Source organism: Salinicola corii (assembly GCF_008298015.1).
Taxonomy (GTDB): Bacteria; Pseudomonadota; Gammaproteobacteria; order Pseudomonadales; family Halomonadaceae; genus Salinicola; species Salinicola corii.
The window spans coordinates 25,315-43,762 of sequence record NZ_VTPX01000009.1 but is presented as its reverse complement, the minus strand read 5'-3'; the positions used below and the strand labels follow the sequence as shown (position 1 = coordinate 43,762).

Below are 18,448 nucleotides of genomic sequence, written 5' to 3'. Positions count from 1 at the left end.
TCTAGAATTTCAGTGTCTTCAGGCCTTCATCGCCCTGAAACCGCGCCGGCGGGCCTCGAGAGGGGCCTTTCAAGCGCCGACGATGCTGAAATTATTTCACGCCGGCAACGACTTGTCGCCGCCTTCCCGTCGTCGCATGCTGTCTCCCCCGCAACCCCGACGCCTGCCGTATCGATCACCGCCGCTTCCCATCGGAAGACCGCGGGACAAGGAGCCACCGATTTCATGTCACGCCTGCGTATCGTCGTCGACCGCCTTGCCGACTGGCAACCCTACTACCCTTCCGAGGATCTGATCAGCGCCGACGCGTTCCTGGCGCTGGACGGCGCAGCGGCGGCGGATGACGCCACCCACGTCATCAACCTGTGTGCCAACCTCGACTACCTGGAGACCGGCTACTACGTCTCGTTGCTGGCCCAGGCCCGTGACCAGCGCGTCCTGCCCAGCGTGGAGACGCTCAACCAGCTGTCGCGCAAGGCCCTGATCGACATGCAACTGGCGGCCATCGATCCGTTGTTGATGGAACTGAACAAACGCGGCGTGCTGGCGGGCGACGCCTTCACCCTGCGCGTGTTCTTCGGTGAGTGCCGGGAGCCGGAGCTGCAGCGTCTGGCTAGAAGGCTGTTCGAGCGCCTGCCCCATCCATTGCTGGAAGCCCGCTTCGAGAGACGCCAGAGCGTCTGGCGGCTGGCGCGGCTCAAGCCGCTGGCACTGACCGCGCTGCAGTCCGGCGAGGAGGATCTGTTCGCGACGGCGCTGAACCGTCATTCGACCCGGGTCTGGCGCACACCGCGCGCCCGCCGTCGCTACCGTTTCGATCTGGCGATCCTGGTCGATCCGCAAGAGGCGTTGCCGCCCAGCAACCGGGGAGCCATCAAGCGTTTCATCCGCGCCGGCCGGCGGCTGGGCATCGATGTCAATCTGATCACGCATCGCGACGCCGGTCGGCTGGCCGAATTCGACGCCCTGTTCATCCGCGAGACGACCCGGCTGGACCACCACACCTACCGCATGGCCAAGAAGGCCGAACACGAGGGGCTGGTGGTGATCGACGACCCGCAATCGATCCTGCGCTGCACCAACAAGATTTTTCTCCACGAGCTGCTGGGCACCCACAAGATTCCCGCGCCCCGTGGCCAGCTGCTGTATCGCGGCGACATGGACCGGCTCGACGAGAAGCTGGCCCACCTGGAGTATCCGCTGGTGCTGAAGGTGCCGGACGGCGCCTTTTCCAAGGGCGTGGTCAAGATTCGATCGCGGGAGGAGCTGGTCGCGGAGGCCCCCAAGCTGTTCGAATCCTCCGCCCTGCTGCTGCTCCAGGAGTGGCTGCCCACCGACTTCGACTGGCGCATCGGCGTGCTCGACGGCCAGATGCTGTTCGCCAGCCGCTACTACATGGCTCGCGGCCACTGGCAGATCTACGACCACTCCAGCGGCAAGACGCGTAGCGGAGGGTTCACCACCCACGATCTGTCCGAAGTGCCGCCACCGGTGGTCAAGGCAGCGCTGCGGGCGACCAGGCTGATCGGCAACGGCCTCTACGGGGTCGATCTCAAGCAGATCGGCGACCGCGTCGTGGTCATCGAGGTCAACGACAATCCCAATCTGGACGCGGGGGTGGAGGACGCGGTGCTGAAGGATACGCTCTACGACCGGGTGATGGCGGTGTTCCTGAAACGCATGGAGCGCCAGCTCGAGCACAAGCCGCGCTGACGCTCCCGGTTCAGGCCGCTTCGGCGCTCACCGCGACCTGATAGCCGGCGAATTTGCGCAGGTTGACGACGCCGGTATCGAGGATCAGGTACTGCCCCTTGAGCCCCATCAGGGTGCCCTCGATGCGGGGCGTCTTGTCGAAATTGAACGAGACGATCTTGCGCGGCCACTCGAGCACCGGGTAGTCGATCGATAGTGGCGCGGCAGCATCGACCGCCTGGATGGCGTCGTGACCGAACCGTCGACGCAGCTCTCCGAGACCGGGCTCGAGCGATGCCAGCAGCCGATCGCGCTCGGCAACCAGGTCGAGCGGTTCGACCTCGCCCTTGAGCATCGCCCGCCAGTTGGTGCGATCGGAAACCTGCGCCTTGAACAGCGTCTCGACGAAACCCGACTGCTGACGGGTCTCCACGTCAAGAATCGGCAGCGCCTGGATCGCCCCCTGGTCGAGCCAGCGTGTCGGCATGTTGGTGCCACGCGTGATACCGACCTTGAGTCCGGAGGCGTTGGCCAGATACACGGTGTGCGGACGAAAGCAGTGACGTTCCCCCCAGGCGGGATCGCGGCAGGAGCCCTGGAAGTAGTGGCAGGTCTCCGGGCGCATCATGCAGAGATCGCAGTGCGCCAGCGACGAGAAGCAGGGATAGCAGTGCCCCTGACCGAAGCTCTTGCGCGTGGCCCGACCGCATTCGATACAGTGGATCTCGCCGGTGTGGCGCAGCACGATACGCCGGCCCAGCCAGGCATTGAGACCCACGCGCTGGTCGCCGGCCCGCAGCGTGTACTCCGCCGGGTGCCCCGCCGCCGGCAGGCGGATATCGAGCTTGCGCAACGGGCCCTGGGCCCGGTCATGCCGGCCCTCTCCCGGGAGGTACCCGCCACCGGAACGCGCAAGCGGGATCAGTTGATCCATTTGACCGCGGCTTCCTCGGCGGAAGAGTGGCCGCCGGAAGCGCACTCGTTGCGTTCCAGATAACCGACGCGCTGCGCCGCGGGAACGTCGTGGATCATCTCGTACTTGATCACGGCCTCCATGCACAGTTCGGTCTGCTCGGCGCTGAGCCGGCGGCCGTCCGGCCATTTGCGACGCTCGATGGCCTGCTTGAAGTTCTGGTACATCTCCGGCGTCATCTGCGCGACCATGCGGTCGAAATTCATCTCGCTCATTTCCTGTCTCCCGAGGCGTCGTGGCCGGCGCCTCCCGATGCGTTGCGGCTGGCGAACCAGCCCATGATCAACCCGATCAGCAGTCCCCCCAGATGCGCCTCGTTGGCGACGTTGCCGAAGCCGAAGGCATCGCCCAGGCCGGTCATGGTAAAGACCATCCAGCCCAGCATGAAGACCATCAGCATCTGGGGCACGAAGAGGCCGCTCTCGGGCCGGCGACGGGACATCAGCCAGACGTAGCCGAGCAGCGCATAGTCGACGCCGGACATTCCCCCGAACAGCACGGTGCCGGTGAAGTATTGGGCCAGATTCGAGAACAGCGCCGCCACGACGACGATGAGGCCCAGCCGGCGCCAGCCCTGGATCGACTCCACCTGCCGGCCGAAATACCACACCCACAGCATGTTGAAGATCAGGTGCATCCAGCCGAAGTGCAACAACGCCGGCGTGAACAGCCGCCATACCTGGCCGCCGGCCAGGGTGTCGGAGACGAGGTCGCCTGGCACCAGCCGGCGCCCCATCACCTCGAGAGGCACGATGGTGAAAGCGCGGACGATGGCGTCGCCGGCAAACGTCATGCAGAGAAAGACCGCCACGCAGGCGGCGATCAGCCCTGCCGCGAGCGGGGCCTGACCAAAAGCCTGGCCGGTGATGCTGGGCCGCCGACGAGGTGCCGACGGGGCAGCCGACGTCTCCAGCTCGCCGCGATGCCACAGCTCGATCAGCCGCGCCGCCTCGTTCCGCTGCTCGGGGTCCGCCAGCCACAGCACCTGCAGATCGGCCTGCTGCGTGAAGCGGTGGCCGATGTGATGGGCCCACATCGCCTGTCGGAGCGGACGCGTATCCAGATCGCCGGGCAGTTCGATTAACTTGTACATGGGGAAGGTCCGACCCGATTATCGAGAAAGCGTCGAAGCGAATCGACGACACCGAGGCCGCCGGGCAGACGGCCCGGGGCTCGACGATGTCGATGGTCGTTCGACGCCGCCATTCTACAGACCAGAAAAAGAAAAATCCGGCGGAAGGCCGCCGGATAAGAGCAAGGGATCATTCAAGGGAACACTGACTTTGAGGGTATCCGCCGGGCGGAGTTCCTCGGCGAAGGGAAAAAATCCCAATTTTTTCCCGATTGGCGCCGACGCCGTCATAAAACTCCCGCAAATCAATCGCTAAAATCATTGTAAAAAAATGCAAAGATCGCGGGGAACAAGCTCGCGCCCTCAACCGCGCGCACCCTCCCTCTCGACGTCGACCCAGACGAAACGGTTGGCATCGAGCCGCTCCTCTCCCTCCCAGCGGTAGGCCACCAGCCGACCGTACTTCACCGCGCTGTAGTCGAGACAGGCGATGTTCGCCCGCGGCAGCGCCGGTACCCCCTTGCACCAGTAGTGGCCCACGAACAGCGGCGGCGCCGATTCCGGGTAGTAGCTCAAGCGCTCCCGCTCGCCGGCGCTCAAGGGGCGATCCTCGAGCCCCAGCGGCAGATTGTCGGGCTGGAACACCACGTCGCCGTAGGTGCGCGGGTTCCGGCACCAGAAATGGGTGCGGAACGAGCGTCGCGTGAAGCCATCTCCGGAGCGGATCTCCACCCCCGGCGGCAACGGCAGTTGGGTGCCGCGTGTCAGACGGTCCAGGATACGCTGCGCCAGGCTGCCGTACTGGACCGACTCGACCAGAAAGTCGCGATCGATACGGGCATCGGGGCGGCGCGCCAGGAAGGCGGCGATCAGCGGCTCGTCCCAGCATGCGTGGACCACCCGCAATCCCCCCAGGTCGAGGCAGAGTGGCAGTGTCATGAACCAGGAGAGGCAGGCCTCCCACTCCAGCGGAAAGGCGTGAAACTGCTCCAGGGTGCGACCGATGATCCGATTGTTGCGCGGGGTATGATCCCGTAGCCACTCGCGCTCGCTGTCGCTCGGTGCCTGGTGACAGTAGGCCAGGGCGTTGACCTCGTGATTGCCCATCACGATATGGGCTTCGCCGGCGTCGACCATGCGCTTGGCCACCGAGACCGCCAGCCGGATGCTGGGACCGCGATCGATCAGATCGCCCAGAAAGATCACGCGGCGGCACGGGTGACGAAAGACCCCATCCTCTGCCCGATAGCCCAGCGCCTCGAGCAGGCGTATCAAGGTGTGACCGCAACCGTGCACGTCCCCGATCAGATCGTAGCCGTCGACGCCGTCGTCCTGGGCCATGTCAGTCTCCCAGCCTGCTGCTCCAGCCCAGCTTGGAGCGGCAGGCCTCGAAGAAACTGTGTCCACGCGGGTGGATCAACGTCAGCCGCTCGGCCTGACGGCGCACATAGAGCACATCGTCGGGCTTGCAGACGACCCGGGTCTGACCGTCGCAACTGACGTGGGGATAGGCCTGGTTGATATCGCCGATATGGACGCGAATCTCGCTGGCGGCGTCGATCACGATCGGCCGGCTGGAGAGCGTGTGCGGGAACATCGGCACCAGCGTGATGGCCTCGAGCCCCGGATGCACGATGGGCCCGCCTCCCGACAGCGCATAGGCGGTGGAGCCGGTCGGCGTCGCCATGATCAAGCCATCGGAGCGCTGGGAGTAGACGAAGCGGTCGTCGACGAACAGCTCGAACTCGATCATCCGGGCCGCCTTGCCGGGATGCACGACGACATCGTTGAGACTGGAGCCGGAGCCGATCAGCCGCTCGCCGCGATAGAGTTCCGCCTCGAGCAGGAAGCGTCGCTCGCTGTCGTACTGCCCTTCCAGAACCTCGGCGACCTTCTGCTCCACCTCGTCCGGCGAGATGTCGGTCAGAAACCCCAGCCGGCCGCGGTTGATGCCGAGCACCGGCGTCCCGCTGTGGCACAGCGCCCGCGCAGCGCCCAGCAGGCTGCCGTCGCCCCCCACCACGATCACCAGGTCGCAGAGCGTGCCCAGCTCGCGGCGGCGGGCCTCGTCATGGCCGTGTCCCTGCAGCAGCGCGGCAGTACGATCCTCGATCACGATGTCGAGACCACGACGTTCGAGGAAGATCACCAGACGCTTGAGCGTCTCGACCACCTTGTCGCTACCCAGGCGGCCGATCAGGCCGATGGTGTTGAACGATTCCATACAGCGTGTCTCTGCGCGGCGTGACGGCCCGCCATTATGCTGGCTGGCCTCGCTCCCCGGCAAACCCGACGCTCCGCTCCCGGCGGGCGGCGTGACCGGTCCCACACGCCAGGTGTCCCCGCCACCCCTGCGCGCCACGGCCGTCGAGAGCCCCCCGAATGTCTCTCGGGACCTGGAGCCAAGCCAATCGGCCTGGGGTTAACGACCTAAAATATTCTATACTTTGGCCGGCCCGGCGCAGGGAGTGCATGCACGCACGGCCCGTCACCAAGCGCTCTCGATGTGGTCTTTCCGGCCCGACCCCATATCGGATCGGGAAGACGACCGCCAGGCGCGCAAAACCGCTCTCATCAGGAGAAAAAAACTTCATGTCGCAATCTGGATCATTCAGGCCGGGCATCATCGTCATGCTCCTGGGCTCGCTCGCCGGGCTCGCCGTGGCACTCTATGCCTATTTCACGCCGCTCACCGGGGTCAACGGGTCGCTTGGCGCCCTCGTCGTCATTCTGTCGACGATCGCATTGGCCATCCTGACGCTGGTCCTGGCGCCACTGTCGTGCCGCAGCGGCCGGGTGGCACTGCGCGTGCTGATCCTGCTGGATCTCGTCGGCACCGGCTTCGCCGGGCTGCTGCTGCACCAGTGGTGGCTGACGGCCGCCATGGTGGTGGGCCTGATCGGCCTGCTGCTGGAGATGGCCGGTCGCGCCTCCTCCACCACGCCAGCCCATTCCTGAGGAGCCGAGTCATGCCCATATCCCTGTCACAGCCGTCCACACCGACCCTAAAACTCGCCGCCGCCCGCCTGGGTTCGGCAACGGCACTGGCGCTGCTGCTCGCCCCGCTGCCGCTGTTGGCCCAGGATCAGCCGACCGAATCCGACCGGACCTCGACGCGAAGCGAAACCCCGGCATCATCCGAAGCCGCCACCTCGTCCGAGACGGTGCAGGCCGACGATGAGGGTTCCAGGGACCTCGACACGGCGGACGCCAGCGATCGCCGGAATGCCGACCGGGCACCGATACCGCTGGTGCCCGAAAACCCGACCTGGGACAGCTTCCACGGTCAGCTCAACGCCCAGAAGTACAGCCCGCTCGACCAGATCACGGCGGATAACGTCGGTGATCTCGAGAAGGTCTGGGAATTCCATACCGGCGATGTCGCCGATGGGTCCGGCGATACGCCGGCGACCGTGTGGTCGGCGACCCCGGTCTTCGCCAACGACACCATCTACATCGGCACCCCCTTCTATCGTCTGATCGCACTCGATCCGGGTACCGGCAAGGAAAAATGGAGCTTCGACACCAAGTCTTCGCGTGAGGCGCTGACCCAGCCGGTGCTGAAGAACCGCGGTGTCTCCTACTGGGAGGCAGAGAACCCGGTCGCCGGTGAGCCGTGCCAGAAGATCGTCTACATGGGCACCATGGACGCGCAGCTGTTCGCACTGGACGCCGATACCGGCGAACTCTGCAAGGGCTTCGCCGACAACGGCGTGCTCAACGTCAACCAGTGGAACGACACCCACGCCGAGTGGCCGCTCTCCGTGCTGCAGCCGCCAACGGTGGTCGGCGATCACCTGATGCTGGGCTGGGCCGGCATGGACTGGGCCTACGAACAGGCACCGCCGGGAACGATCTTCTCGCTCGACGCCCAGACCGGCGAGCTCGAGTGGACATTCCAGGCGCTCTCCGACGAGATGCGCGAGAAGAGCGGTACCGCCAACGTCTGGACCCACATGTCCGCCGATCGCGAGAACGGCCTGCTCTATCTGCCGGTCTCCTCGCCGTCGCCCAACTACTGGGGCGGCAACCGCACCGAGGAAGCGCCGCTGGCGACGTCGACCACCGCGCTCGACATCGAGACCGGCAAGGTGGTGTGGTCCCGCCAGTGGGTCCACCACGATATCTGGGACTACGACATCAACTCCGCCCCGACGCTGATGGATATCACCGTCGACGGCGAGGAGATCCCGGCGTTGGTCCAGGCGACCAAGCAGGGCTTCCTGTTCGTGGTCAACCGCCTCACCGGCGAAGACGTCTGGCCCATCGAGGAGCGTCCGGTACCGCAGGGCGACGGTAGCGTCGAAGGTGAGGTCTATGCCCCGACCCAGCCTTTCCCGACCAAGCCGGCGCCGCTGCTGGATCAATCCGAGAAACCCAAGATCTGGAGCCTCGCCGATGCCGTGGGCGGCGGCCAGTGTTCGCGCCTGTGGGATGACCTGACCTACGAAGGCATGTACACGCCACCGACCACCAAGGGCGAAGGCGTGCTGGCCTATCCTGACAGCGCCGGTGGCGTGCAGTGGGGCGGCGTGGCGTTCGACCCCGAGAGTCAGACCGCAATCGTCAACACTTCGCATATCGTGCAGACCATCAAGCTGTACAACCGCGAGGACTACGAGGAAGCGGACAGCGGCTCCGGCAACGAGAGTGGCTTCGCCCCGCAGAAAGGCGCGCCTTACGGTCTGCGCCTGCAGGTGGCGACGAACTGGCTTGGCATGCCGTGCTGGGAGCCGCCCTTCGGCGAGCTGGTAGCGCTGGACATGCATACCGGTGACGTCAAGTGGCGTCGGCCGGTCGGCGCGTCACAGCAGTACGGCTTCTTCATGCCCGAGAAATGGGGCTCGCCCACCATCGGTGGTCCTGCGGTGACCGCGGGTGGCGTCGTCTTCATCGGTGCATCCATGGATGCCAAGCTGCGCGCCTTCTCGCTGGAGACGGGTGAAGAGCTCTGGTCGGATCAGGCCGAGGCCCCGGCCGTGGCCAACCCTTCGATCTACGAGTACAAGGGCCGGCAGTACGTCGCCTTCGTTGCCGGTGGCAACACCATCCTCAAGGATCAGGTTGGCGACCAGGTCGTGGTCTACGCCCTGCCAGAGGATTGATCACCTAGTCCGACAATCGACGGGCAGTGGCGATCATGATCGCATTGACGGGGTGGGCCTTGGCCCGCCCCGTTTTCGTTGCTGACGCCCATTACGCGACAGCCATCCAAAAAACAGAACACCTCGCGTCTTTCATTCGATCACGCTCTCTCTGGATACTCGGTGGACGACCTCTCCACCAACAACAAAGAGGTAACGATCGATGCCCCTCTCCAAACTGCTCGACTGGCGTCTTCACCTGCTGGTCGTCGTGGTCTCCCTGCTCAGCGAATGGATCGGCATTCTCAAGATCCCGCTCGGCCCGGGAACGCTTCTGCTACTGCCGCTGTTCTACGCCTTCGTGCTCGGCGTTCTGCTCAACCCGCACCTGTTCTCCGGGACCCGGCGCTTCCTGCCCGAAAGCGTCAGTCAGGCGGCCACCCCGCTGATCCTGATCTCGATCATGCCGTTCATCGCGCGCTTCGGTTCGACCATCGGCCCCGCCATCGACCAGCTCGTCAGCGCCGGACCCGCCCTGATCCTGCAGGAGCTGGGCAACCTCGGCACCATGCTGGTGGCACTGCCGGTGGCGGTGCTGGTTCTCAAGATGGGACGGGAAGCGATCGGCGCGACCTACTCGATCGCGCGCGAACCCAACATCGCGATCATCTCCGACAAGTACGGCCTCAAGGGACCGGAGGGCGTCGGCGTGATGGGCGTCTACGTCGTCGGCACCATGTTCGGTACGCTGTGGTTCGCGCTGATGGCCGGCTACCTGGCATCCCTGGGCTGGTTCGATCCGCGGGCGCTGGCGATGGCCTGCGGGGTCGGCAGCGGCAGCATGGTCGCGGCGTGCTCCGGCGCGCTGGCCGGCGCCATGCCCGATCTCGCCGACGATCTGCTCGCCTTTGCAGGTGCCAGCAACCTGTTGACCTACGCGACCGGGCTCTATGTCTCGCTGTTCATTGCCCTGCCCGTCGCCGAATGGCTCTATCGCCGCCTGGGCGGCCATCGCCGCGCTGCCAGCACGGTCGGCGCCACGACCGAGAACGACGCGGCCGGTCTGCCCCAGGAAGAGCGCCCGGAGGCGAACCTGGGCAAGACCGCCGCCGTGCTGGCCATGGCCTGCGTCGTCGGCTGGATCGCCAATACCATCAACGGCGCCTCGCTGATCGCTGCCCTGCCGGGCATGGTCATTCTCTACGTCATGACCCTGATCGGCCTGGCCATCACCCGGGCGGCACCGTTCTATCTCCCCGGCGTGGCCTGGGTGTCGCTGGTCAGCATCGTCATGACGCTGCCGTTTTTCCCAGGCAGCAGCTGGATCGTCGATCAGCTCGCCGCGGTCAACTTCCTCGCCATCGTCACCCCGGTACTCGCCTACGCCGGCCTGGCGCTCAGCCGGCGCGAGTTCGGCATGTTCCGCCGGACCGGCTGGAAACTGATCATCATCTCGCTGCTGGTGTTCACCGGTACCTATGTCGGCTCGGCCATGGTGGCCCAGGTACTGCTGTAGACGCCGTCCTTCATCGATGATCGGCGACGCGCCCGGCCCGCTCCGCCCCGTGGCGGGCACGCCTCCCGGTCACTCGATCAGATCATGAGCCATTGCCGGAGCAGACCATGAACCAGATCGCATCCTATCCCGACCCGAAGACGCTGACCGCATGGCGCCACGACTTCCATCGCCATCCGGAGATCGCCTTCGAGGAGACCCGCACTAGCGAGCGCATCGTCGCCATTCTGCGCGAAAACGGCCTCGAACCGGTCACCGGGCTGGGTGGGGGAACCGGCGTCGTCGTCACCATCGACGGCCGCCACGGCGCCGGACGCCGCATCGGGCTACGTGCCGATATCGATGCCCTGCCGATCGAGGAACTCAACGACGTCGATTACCGCTCGACGACACCGGGGCGCATGCACGCCTGCGGTCACGATGGCCACACCACCATGCTGCTGGGCGCGGCCTGCGCGCTGGCGAAAGATCCCGACTTCGCCGGCCAGGTTCACTGCATCTTCCAGCCAGCCGAGGAGAGCGAGGGCGGCGGCCGCGTGATGGTCGAAAAGGGGTTGTTCGAGCGCTTCCCGATGGAGGCGGTCTACGGACTGCACAACTGGCCGGGACTCGCCGTCGGCGAAGCCGCCGTCCACGATGGCCCGGTGATGGCGGCGTTCGATGTCTTCACGCTCAAGCTGACCGGGCGCGGCTGTCACGCGGCCATGCCGCATCTGGGCACGGACGTGGTGCTCGCCGCCTGCCAACTGGCGAACCAGTTACAGGGGCTGATCAGCCGCGAGACCCCACCGCATCAGTCCGCCGTGCTCAGCATTACCCAGTTCCACGCTGGCGACGCCTACAACGTCATTCCCGAAACGGTCGAGCTGCGCGGCACCGTGCGCTGCTTCGACGCGGCGCTGAAGGCGAGACTGGAACAGCGGTTCCGCGACGCCGTCGCGGCCACCGCCCAGTTTCACGGCCTCAAGGCCGATTTCGACTACCAGGCGCGCTACCCGGCCACGATCAACGCGCCTGGGCACGCCACCCGATGTGCCGAGGTGCTCGATGGGCTGCCCGGTATCGACAAGGTCCACCGCGACCTGGCGCCGAGCATGGGATCGGAGGATTTCGCCTTCATGCTGAACCGGTGCCCAGGCGCCTATATCTGGCTGGGCAATGGCGACAGCGCGGCGTTGCACAACCCGGCCTACGACTTCAACGACGCCATTTCCCCGCTTGGCGTCGCCTACTGGCAGGCGTTGGTGAAAAAGCTGCTGAACGACTGACGACGCCCCTGCCGAAACGCTTCATCCGAGAGCAAGCCTGGAGAACCTGATGAAAATCACTGTCATCGGCCTTGGCCAGATGGGCGGCAACATGGCGCTGACGCTCAAGCGCGCCGGCTTCGACGTCACCGGCAGCGATCTCTTCGAGACCGCCCGCGAGCGGCTGGCGGCGCAGGGCCTCGCGACCGTCAGCCCGGAGGCGATTGCCGCCAGCGACGTCTATCTGCTGTCACTGCCCACTTCCGATCACGTCAGAGAAGTCATCGAGACCTCACCCGGACTGCTCGCGCGCGCCCCCAAGGGCAGCGTAATCGTCGACACCTCCACCAGCGACCCGGTGGTGAGCCGCGAACTCGCCGCCCAGGTCGTCGCGGCCGGCCTCGAGTGGCTTGACGCACCGGTCAGCGGCGGGCCCAGAGGCGCGGCAAGCGGCAAACTCGGCATGCTGCTCGGTGGCGACATGGCGACGCTGGAGCGTGTCATGCCGATGCTGGAAGCGATGTCCGCCAAGCGTACCCACGTGGGCGGCCCGGGCAGCGGCCACGTGGTCAAGCTGGCCAACAACTATCTCTGCGCCACCAACCTGATCGCCACCGCCGAGGCCGTGGCCCTCGCCGCCAGGGCCGGCGTCGACCCGGCGGCTTGTCTCTCCGGACTCAACAGCGGCTCCGGCCGCAGCGCCATCAGCGAAGTCAATTTTCCCGAGTGGATCCTCTCCGGCCGCTTCGATTCCGGCTTCACCAGCGGCCTGATGCGCAAGGATCTGCGTCTGGCGCGGGACGCCGCCGACGATCTCGGGCTCGACCTGACACTGCTCCACCAGGTCGTCGCCGGCTGGCATGCCAACGCCGATCGCCCGGCGGACGGCGACGATTTCAATCACATCGTCTCGCCGATCCTGGCCCAGGCCGGGGTCGATTTCACCCAACCCTCTGCCAATGACGAGGAGACCTCCGCATGAACGCTCTCGATACCCAGGCACAGCAAGCCTTGCATCGTCTTCTCGCCCAGTTCGGCTTGTCGCTGGAACCCGGAGACACGCCCTGCTCCAACTGGATCGACGGCGATCTGGTCGCGGGCCGGGGCGACGCCATCGCGCTGACGAACCCGGCGACCGGGGGCGACCTGGTCAGCTACCGCGACGCGGGTGCCGACCTGCTCGATCGGGCCGTCGAGGCCGCGTCCCGTGCCCAGGTCGAATGGATGGCGCTGACCGCCAGCGAGCGCGGCCGGCGCATGAATGACGCCGTCCGTCGGCTGGAGGGCCACGAGGAGGATCTCGCCCAGCTCGAGAGCGTGATCGCCGGCAAGCCGATTCGGGACTGCCGAGGCGAGGTCGGCAAGGTCCGGGAGATGTTCGAGTACTACGCTGGCTGGTGCGACAAGCAGCACGGCGAGGTGATTCCGGTGCCCACCTCGCACCTCAACTACGTTCGCTACGTCCCCTTCGGCGTGGTCGGCCAGATCACACCCTGGAACGCACCGATGTTCACCTGCGCCTGGCAGTTGGCGCCGGCCATCGCCGCGGGCAACGGCGTCGTCCTCAAGCCCTCGGAGCTGACGCCATTCTCGTCGGTGGCGATCGCCCGCCTGCTCGAATGCGGTGGCCTGCCCAAGGGGTTGATCAATATCGTCAACGGCCTCGGCCCGACCACCGGCGCGGCCCTGACCGGCCACGACGGCATCAGCAAGCTGGTGTTCGTCGGCTCCCCCGACAGCGGCCGCCTGATCGCCGAGGCCGGCGCCCGCCGCCTGGTACCCAGCGTGCTCGAACTCGGCGGCAAATCCGCCAACATCGTGTTCGACGATGCCAGGCTGGACGATGCCGTGGCCGGGGCCCAGGCCGCGATTTTCGCCGCGGCCGGGCAGAGCTGCGTGGCCGGCTCGCGGCTGCTGGTCCAGCGCGACATCTTCGATGCCGTGGTCGAACGCGTCGGCCGCGCCGCCAGCCGGATCGCCGTGGGCCTCCCCGCCGACGAAGCGACCCGCATGGGGCCGTTGCAGAACGCCCGCCAGTACGAACGCGTCACCGCCATGATCGAGCGTGCCAGGGCCGCCGGCGCGCGCATCGTCACCGGCGGTCAGCGTCCCGAGGGCTTGCCGCAAGGCGCCGATGGCTACTACCTCGCGCCGACGGTGATCGCCGACGTCGACGCCTCGATGGAGATCGCCTGCGAGGAGGTGTTCGGCCCGGTGCTCGTCGCCATGCCGTTCGACGACGAAGCCGACGCCGTTCGGCTCGCCAATGGGACCCGCTTCGGCCTGGCCGGCGCCGTCTGGACGCAGGACCCGGCCCGGGCGCATCGTGTCGCTGGCCAGTTGCGCGCCGGCACGGTGTGGATCAACAGTTACAAGGCGATCAACGTGATGTCGCCCTTCGGCGGCTTCCGCGATAGCGGCTTCGGCCGTTCCAGCGGCCTCGACGGGCTGCGTGAATATACCGTCCCGCAGAGCGTCTGGGTCGAGACCGGTGTCGAAGCCAGCGTCGCCATGGGCTACGCCAGCGGGGAGGCATGAGGCACCGACGACGGCGGGAGGCGACTTCGCTCGCCCGGGCCCGAGTTTGGTTATCATGGCGGGCATGAGCCTGGAACCGACGAGGAGTCACCCCGTGCAGCCAGCCGACCTCTGTTATCTCAACAACGCCTCCGTCGGTCTGCAGAGCCCGGCGGTTTCGGCCCGCCTGCGGGATTGGCTGGAGGCGGAGATGGCGGCCTATCCGCGCCAGCGCCTCGAAAGCGCATTCTGGGATGGCCAGGCGACCAGAACCCGGCTGGGCCACTGGATCGGCGCGCCGGAGGCCCAGGTCGCGTTCGGCGCCAGCACCTCCCAGCTCATGGCCCAGGTCATCGGAAGCCTCAATCTCAGCGGAAGACGGCTGCTGGTCGCACCTGGCGAGTGGGCTTCCAACATCGTCATGCTCAGACGGCTCGGCAGGGAACCGCCGCGCGCCATCGAACTGCTGGCGACGGACGCGACCGGACGATTGGACATGGCCGCCATCGCCAGGCAGATCGACGACGATGTCGCGGCAATACTGACGCCGCTGGTGACCAGTATCGAAGGCCGACGCTACGAGGTGGAAGCGCTGGGCGACCTGCCCCGCCCGTCGCACTGTCCGTTGATCGTCGATGCGGCGCAGGGCCTGGGGCAGACGGAGATCGACGTGCGCCGTCTCGGCTGCGACGTGCTGGTCGCCACCACACGCAAGTGGCTGCGCGGACCTCGCGGCATGGCGCTGCTCTATGTCAGCCAGCCGGCAATGGCCATGATGCACCTCAATCCGACGCCAGAGCTGGCGGGGCTGAGACTGGAGACGGAAACCCAGCGGTTCGTCGATCTACCCCGGGCTCGACGTTTCGATGCCTCCGACCTTTCGGTCATGAGCCAGGTGGCGCTGACGGCTGCCCTGAACGAGTTGCAGCAGATCGCGCTGGAGCCGATGCGCGACCATCTGGCGGTGCTCGCCGGACGGGTCTACGACATCGCCCGGGAACAGGGGGTTCGGCCCCTGTTGCCCCATCCCGAGACGGGCATCGCCACGATCCACCTGCCGGATATCGAGCCTCTCCAGGTGCGTCAGCGGCTCGATGCTGCCGGGATCGTCGCCAAGACCTGCAGCACCTCGGCCGAGCCGCTGAACGTTCGGCTGCCGACGACCGGCACGCTATTGCGAATCTCGCCTCACTGGCATAACACGTCGGCGGATATCGACCGCGCCATGGCGGCGTTGAGATGAGAAAACGCGAGTCCGATCGCGTACCCTGTCTCCCTCGCCTCGCAATATTGGGCGATACTGCAGACAACGACGCTACGGGATGGAAGGCTCATGAGCTTCGGCATCGATCACCCTTTACTGGCGGTCAGTAATCTCGATCATGCCGCCCAGGCAGCCAGGGATCTCGGCTTCACCGTCAACCCGCGTCACCAGCATCCATGGGGCACGGATAATCACCTACTGTTCTTCAGCAACAACTTCATCGAACTGATCGGTATCGGTCGTCCGGAGTGCTTGGACTATCAGGATGACAATGGCTTCCAGTTCGGCCGCCTCGTCGAGGCGCGACTGACCACCGTTGGCGACGGCATCGCCATGGTGGCGCTGGACAGCGACAGCATCCAGCGCGATCACGCCCTGATCGCGGCACGCGGCTTTACCGAAGCTTGCCCGGTTATCTTCCGCCGCATGGCCCACCTGCCCGGCGATCGCGACGAGGATGTGAGCGTGGCGCTGGATATCCTGCACGACCCCGAACGCCCCTTCCTGACTCAGTTCCTCTGCCAGCAGCTACGCCCGGAGCTATTTCGCGTCGACCCGACGCAGGAGGCACATGCCAACACCGCGACATCGATCGCCGATGTCTGGTACATCAGCGATGAGCCGGATTTCGACATCGAGCACTTCCGCCGCATTCACGGTGCCGCCTCGGTCCGTGGCAGCGACGCGGTGTGGACGATTCACACTCATAAAGGGGATTGCCACCTGCTCGATGCCCGGACGCTGGCAGCGACCTTCCCCATTCTCGGTGAGGTCGAGGCGGAGCCCCCGCGCGCCGTGGCCCTGACTCTCACCTGTCGGGATCTGGAAGCGGCGATCGCCTGCTGGAATGATCACGGAATCGACTATCACCGTCACAGTGAGACCCAGGCCGACATCGCACCGGGCGTACTAGGCACCCTGCTTCGATTCGAGCAGCGTTAGCAAGACGACCCGACGACACAGGCCCGACGTCGGTGCCGCGGATTCAGCCGCTCACGAATGCCCTGCCGGGGCGCGAAAGGCCTGCATCCAGGCCCCCAGGTGGCGCAGCAGCGTGAGACTGGCCTGCGGCTGGCGCCGACCGATCCGGCTGATCATATGCGCCTGGGAGTTCTGGAAAAGCGCCGACGCCACCGGTAACGCCACCACGCTTCCTTCGGCCACCTCGTGAGCCACGGCGAAACGCGGCAGCAGCGTGATCCCCATGCCCGCGACCACCGAGCGACGCAGTACCGCCATCGAATTGGTCTCCACCGCGACTTGCGGACGCAGGCCCGCCTGAGCGAAAGCCTGATCCACCAGCCGGCGCACACCGTGACCGGGCTTCCAGAGCGCCATCGGAATCCCGCTGAGCCGCTGCAGCGAGATCGGGTCGGGGTCCCCGGCAAGCGGATGATCGGCGGGACAGATCGCCAACAGCGGCTGACCGCTGGAGGCCCAGAAGCGAATCTGGGGATGCACCCGTTCGTGGAACATCAGCCCGATATGCGCCCGATCCTCGACCACCGACTCGATGATTTCGTCCGTGCCCGCCTGCTCGATCTCCAGGCGTACGCCCCGGTAGCGCTCGGCGAAGGCCCTGAGCGGCGCATCGATCAGATCGTTGATGAAGCCCTCGCCCACCACCAGGGAGATGGTTCCGGTCTCCAGGCGCTGGTAGGCCTCCAGGCGGGTGATGAAGTCGTCGTCCAGGTCTCCGCGTCGACGACAGTAATCGAGCGCCATCTCCCCCACCGGCGTGGGGCGGATCCCTCTCGGCGTGCGTTCGAGCAACGGCGCCTCGAAAGCCGCCTCCAGCAGCGAAATCTGGCGGCTGACCGCCGAGGGTGCGATATCCAGCCGCGCCGCCGCCTTGCGCAGCGACCCGGACTCGACCGCGACGCGAAAGTAGACCAGGCGCTGATGGGGAATATCCATGAGTGTCGACCGGAGAACAGGAACCGTTGCTACGATTAGCCCACCAACTCGCGGCGGCGTCAACGCCATCGCTGGGACAGCGGCGCTTTCGACTCGACTTTCGGTATCGGATGCTGGCAATGTTGCCCAGTCATGCCTGAAAACTCGCGGTGACCGCCTCCATCGATTTTCTTACCGGACGCCGCTCTTCCCAGCAGGAGTCACTCCATGTTCATCGCCATGAACCGCTTTCGCGTCAATCCGGCGCGCACTCAGGAATTCGAGACAATATGGCTGGAGCGCGAAACGCACCTCCAGGGCCTGCCCGGATTCGTCGAATTCCAGATGCTGCGCGGCCCAGAGGAGGAGGACCATGTGCTCTACGCCTCCCACACCGTCTGGCGCTCTCGCGATGATTTCGAAGCCTGGACACACTCGGAGGCGTTTCGTGCGGCCCATGCCAACGCTGGTCAGAGCCGGCGCGAAGGCCTTTATCTCGGCCCGCCCAAGTTCGAGGGCTTCGACGTCATTCAGACGATCGGTAGCGATGAAAGCGCCGGCTGAGCGGGGCTATCGGCGACTGGCGATCGGCCTCGTCCTGGCCGGCCTGCTGTCGGGCGGCCCATCATCGGCATCGCCACCGCCGACCAAAGCCGAAATCGCGAAGCAGAAAGCCGTGCAACTCGAGCGGCGTGTGGTCGAGACGGACGAGATCGAACCGGCCCCCGAGGCGGTGCGACTGACCTCGGAAGGAACCGAGGCCGTCGATCCGCGAGGTTTGGCGCCGCTCGACGATGCGATCACCTGCCTGGCGCGATCGATCTACTGGGAGGCCAAGGGTACCGATCAGCGCGAGATGCAGGCGGTCGCCAACGTGATCATGAATCGGCTGGGCAATCCCGAGTTTCCCTCGAGCCTGTGCGACATCGTTCAACAAGGGTCGGAGAGCGGACACTGCCAGTTCTCCTGGTGGTGCGACGGCCGTCCCGACGAAGCCAACGAGCCCGATCAGTACGCGGCGGCCAGGGAAATGGCGCGCCGTGCGCTCAACGGAACGCTCCCCGACATCACCCATGGCGCCCTGTTCTTCCACCATCGCAGCATCTCGCCCGGCTGGATGTCGACACTGGTCAGAACGGCTCGAACCCGAGAGTTCAACTTCTATCGCCAGCCCGGATGAATCGGGT

17 protein-coding genes are annotated in these 18,448 nt (G+C 66.0%); 11 read left to right on the top strand and 6 right to left on the bottom strand.

Annotated elements, in window-relative coordinates; genetic code table 11:
- Nucleotides 1-225: 225 nt before the first annotated feature.
- Nucleotides 226-1,713, top strand: coding sequence for a RimK family protein (locus F0A16_RS15275; protein WP_149436269.1), 1,488 nt, complete (start codon nt 226-228; stop codon nt 1,711-1,713).
- Between the two features lie 10 nt (nt 1,714-1,723).
- Here F0A16_RS15275 and F0A16_RS15270 read toward each other — a convergent pair whose 3' ends face one another.
- The 5 genes from F0A16_RS15270 to F0A16_RS15250 form a co-directional block, all read right to left on the bottom strand.
- A complete protein-coding gene (locus F0A16_RS15270) occupies nt 1,724-2,626 on the bottom strand; it encodes a DUF2797 domain-containing protein (protein WP_149436268.1) in 903 nt (300 codons plus the stop codon).
- Nucleotides 2,614-2,880, bottom strand: coding sequence for a YeaC family protein (locus tag F0A16_RS15265; RefSeq protein ID WP_149436267.1), 267 nt, complete (start codon nt 2,878-2,880; stop codon nt 2,614-2,616). The genes F0A16_RS15270 and F0A16_RS15265 overlap by 13 nt, the downstream gene beginning before the upstream one ends.
- Nucleotides 2,877-3,758: a rhomboid family intramembrane serine protease gene (locus F0A16_RS15260; protein ID WP_149436266.1), complete on the bottom strand. Its 882-nt coding sequence runs from the start codon at nt 3,756-3,758 to the stop codon at nt 2,877-2,879. The genes F0A16_RS15265 and F0A16_RS15260 overlap by 4 nt, the downstream gene beginning before the upstream one ends.
- Nucleotides 3,759-4,100: 342 nt before the next feature.
- Complete coding sequence (locus F0A16_RS15255) at nt 4,101-5,078, bottom strand: metallophosphoesterase (protein WP_149436265.1); 978 nt, start codon at nt 5,076-5,078, stop codon at nt 4,101-4,103.
- A 1-nt stretch (nt 5,079) separates the two neighbouring features.
- The gene (locus F0A16_RS15250; protein WP_149436264.1) at nt 5,080-5,961 is read right to left on the bottom strand and encodes an NAD(+) kinase; all 882 of its coding nucleotides are present in this window, start codon (nt 5,959-5,961) and stop codon (nt 5,080-5,082) included.
- Nucleotides 5,962-6,329: 368 nt separating this feature from the next.
- Between F0A16_RS15250 and F0A16_RS15245 the strand changes: the two genes are divergently transcribed.
- The 8 genes from F0A16_RS15245 to F0A16_RS15210 all read left to right on the top strand — a co-directional run bounded on the left by F0A16_RS15245 (nt 6,330) and on the right by F0A16_RS15210 (nt 16,307).
- Nucleotides 6,330-6,695, top strand: coding sequence for a hypothetical protein (locus tag F0A16_RS15245; protein ID WP_149436263.1), 366 nt, complete (start codon nt 6,330-6,332; stop codon nt 6,693-6,695).
- An 11-nt stretch (nt 6,696-6,706) separates the two neighbouring features.
- Nucleotides 6,707-8,842: a pyrroloquinoline quinone-dependent dehydrogenase gene (locus tag F0A16_RS15240; protein WP_149436262.1), complete on the top strand. Its 2,136-nt coding sequence runs from the start codon at nt 6,707-6,709 to the stop codon at nt 8,840-8,842.
- 202 nt (nt 8,843-9,044) lie between these two features.
- Nucleotides 9,045-10,337, top strand: a complete 1,293-nt coding sequence (locus F0A16_RS15235; protein WP_149436261.1) for a DUF3100 domain-containing protein — start codon at nt 9,045-9,047, stop codon at nt 10,335-10,337.
- A 107-nt stretch (nt 10,338-10,444) separates the two neighbouring features.
- The gene (locus tag F0A16_RS15230) at nt 10,445-11,605 is read left to right on the top strand and encodes a M20 aminoacylase family protein (protein ID WP_149436260.1); all 1,161 of its coding nucleotides are present in this window, start codon (nt 10,445-10,447) and stop codon (nt 11,603-11,605) included.
- Between the two features lie 49 nt (nt 11,606-11,654).
- A complete protein-coding gene (locus F0A16_RS15225) occupies nt 11,655-12,566 on the top strand; it encodes an NAD(P)-dependent oxidoreductase (protein WP_149436259.1) in 912 nt (303 codons plus the stop codon).
- On the top strand, nt 12,563-14,122 hold the full coding sequence (locus F0A16_RS15220; protein ID WP_149436258.1) for an aldehyde dehydrogenase family protein: 1,560 nt from the start codon (nt 12,563-12,565) through the stop codon (nt 14,120-14,122). Before F0A16_RS15225 ends, F0A16_RS15220 begins: the two co-directional genes overlap by 4 nt.
- 94 nt (nt 14,123-14,216) lie before the next feature.
- Nucleotides 14,217-15,344 carry an aminotransferase class V-fold PLP-dependent enzyme gene (locus F0A16_RS15215; protein ID WP_187776039.1) on the top strand — a complete coding sequence of 376 codons (1,128 nt, stop codon included), beginning with the start codon at nt 14,217-14,219 and terminating at the stop codon, nt 15,342-15,344.
- Between the two features lie 90 nt (nt 15,345-15,434).
- Nucleotides 15,435-16,307 (top strand): VOC family protein, encoded by an 873-nt coding sequence (locus tag F0A16_RS15210; RefSeq protein WP_149436256.1) that lies wholly within the window; start codon nt 15,435-15,437, stop codon nt 16,305-16,307.
- A 51-nt stretch (nt 16,308-16,358) separates the two neighbouring features.
- Here the strand turns inward: F0A16_RS15210 and F0A16_RS15205 are convergent, their stop codons facing one another.
- On the bottom strand, nt 16,359-17,282 hold the full coding sequence (locus F0A16_RS15205; protein WP_149436255.1) for a LysR family transcriptional regulator: 924 nt from the start codon (nt 17,280-17,282) through the stop codon (nt 16,359-16,361).
- A 207-nt stretch (nt 17,283-17,489) separates the two neighbouring features.
- On the opposite strand from F0A16_RS15205, the gene hmuQ reads away from it, so the two are divergent.
- Both hmuQ and F0A16_RS15195 read left to right on the top strand, forming a co-directional pair.
- Nucleotides 17,490-17,825: a heme-degrading protein HmuQ gene (gene hmuQ, locus F0A16_RS15200; RefSeq protein WP_149436254.1), complete on the top strand. Its 336-nt coding sequence runs from the start codon at nt 17,490-17,492 to the stop codon at nt 17,823-17,825.
- Nucleotides 17,809-18,441: a cell wall hydrolase gene (locus F0A16_RS15195; protein ID WP_149436253.1), complete on the top strand. Its 633-nt coding sequence runs from the start codon at nt 17,809-17,811 to the stop codon at nt 18,439-18,441. Before hmuQ ends, F0A16_RS15195 begins: the two co-directional genes overlap by 17 nt.
- Nucleotides 18,442-18,448: the final 7 nt, after the last annotated feature.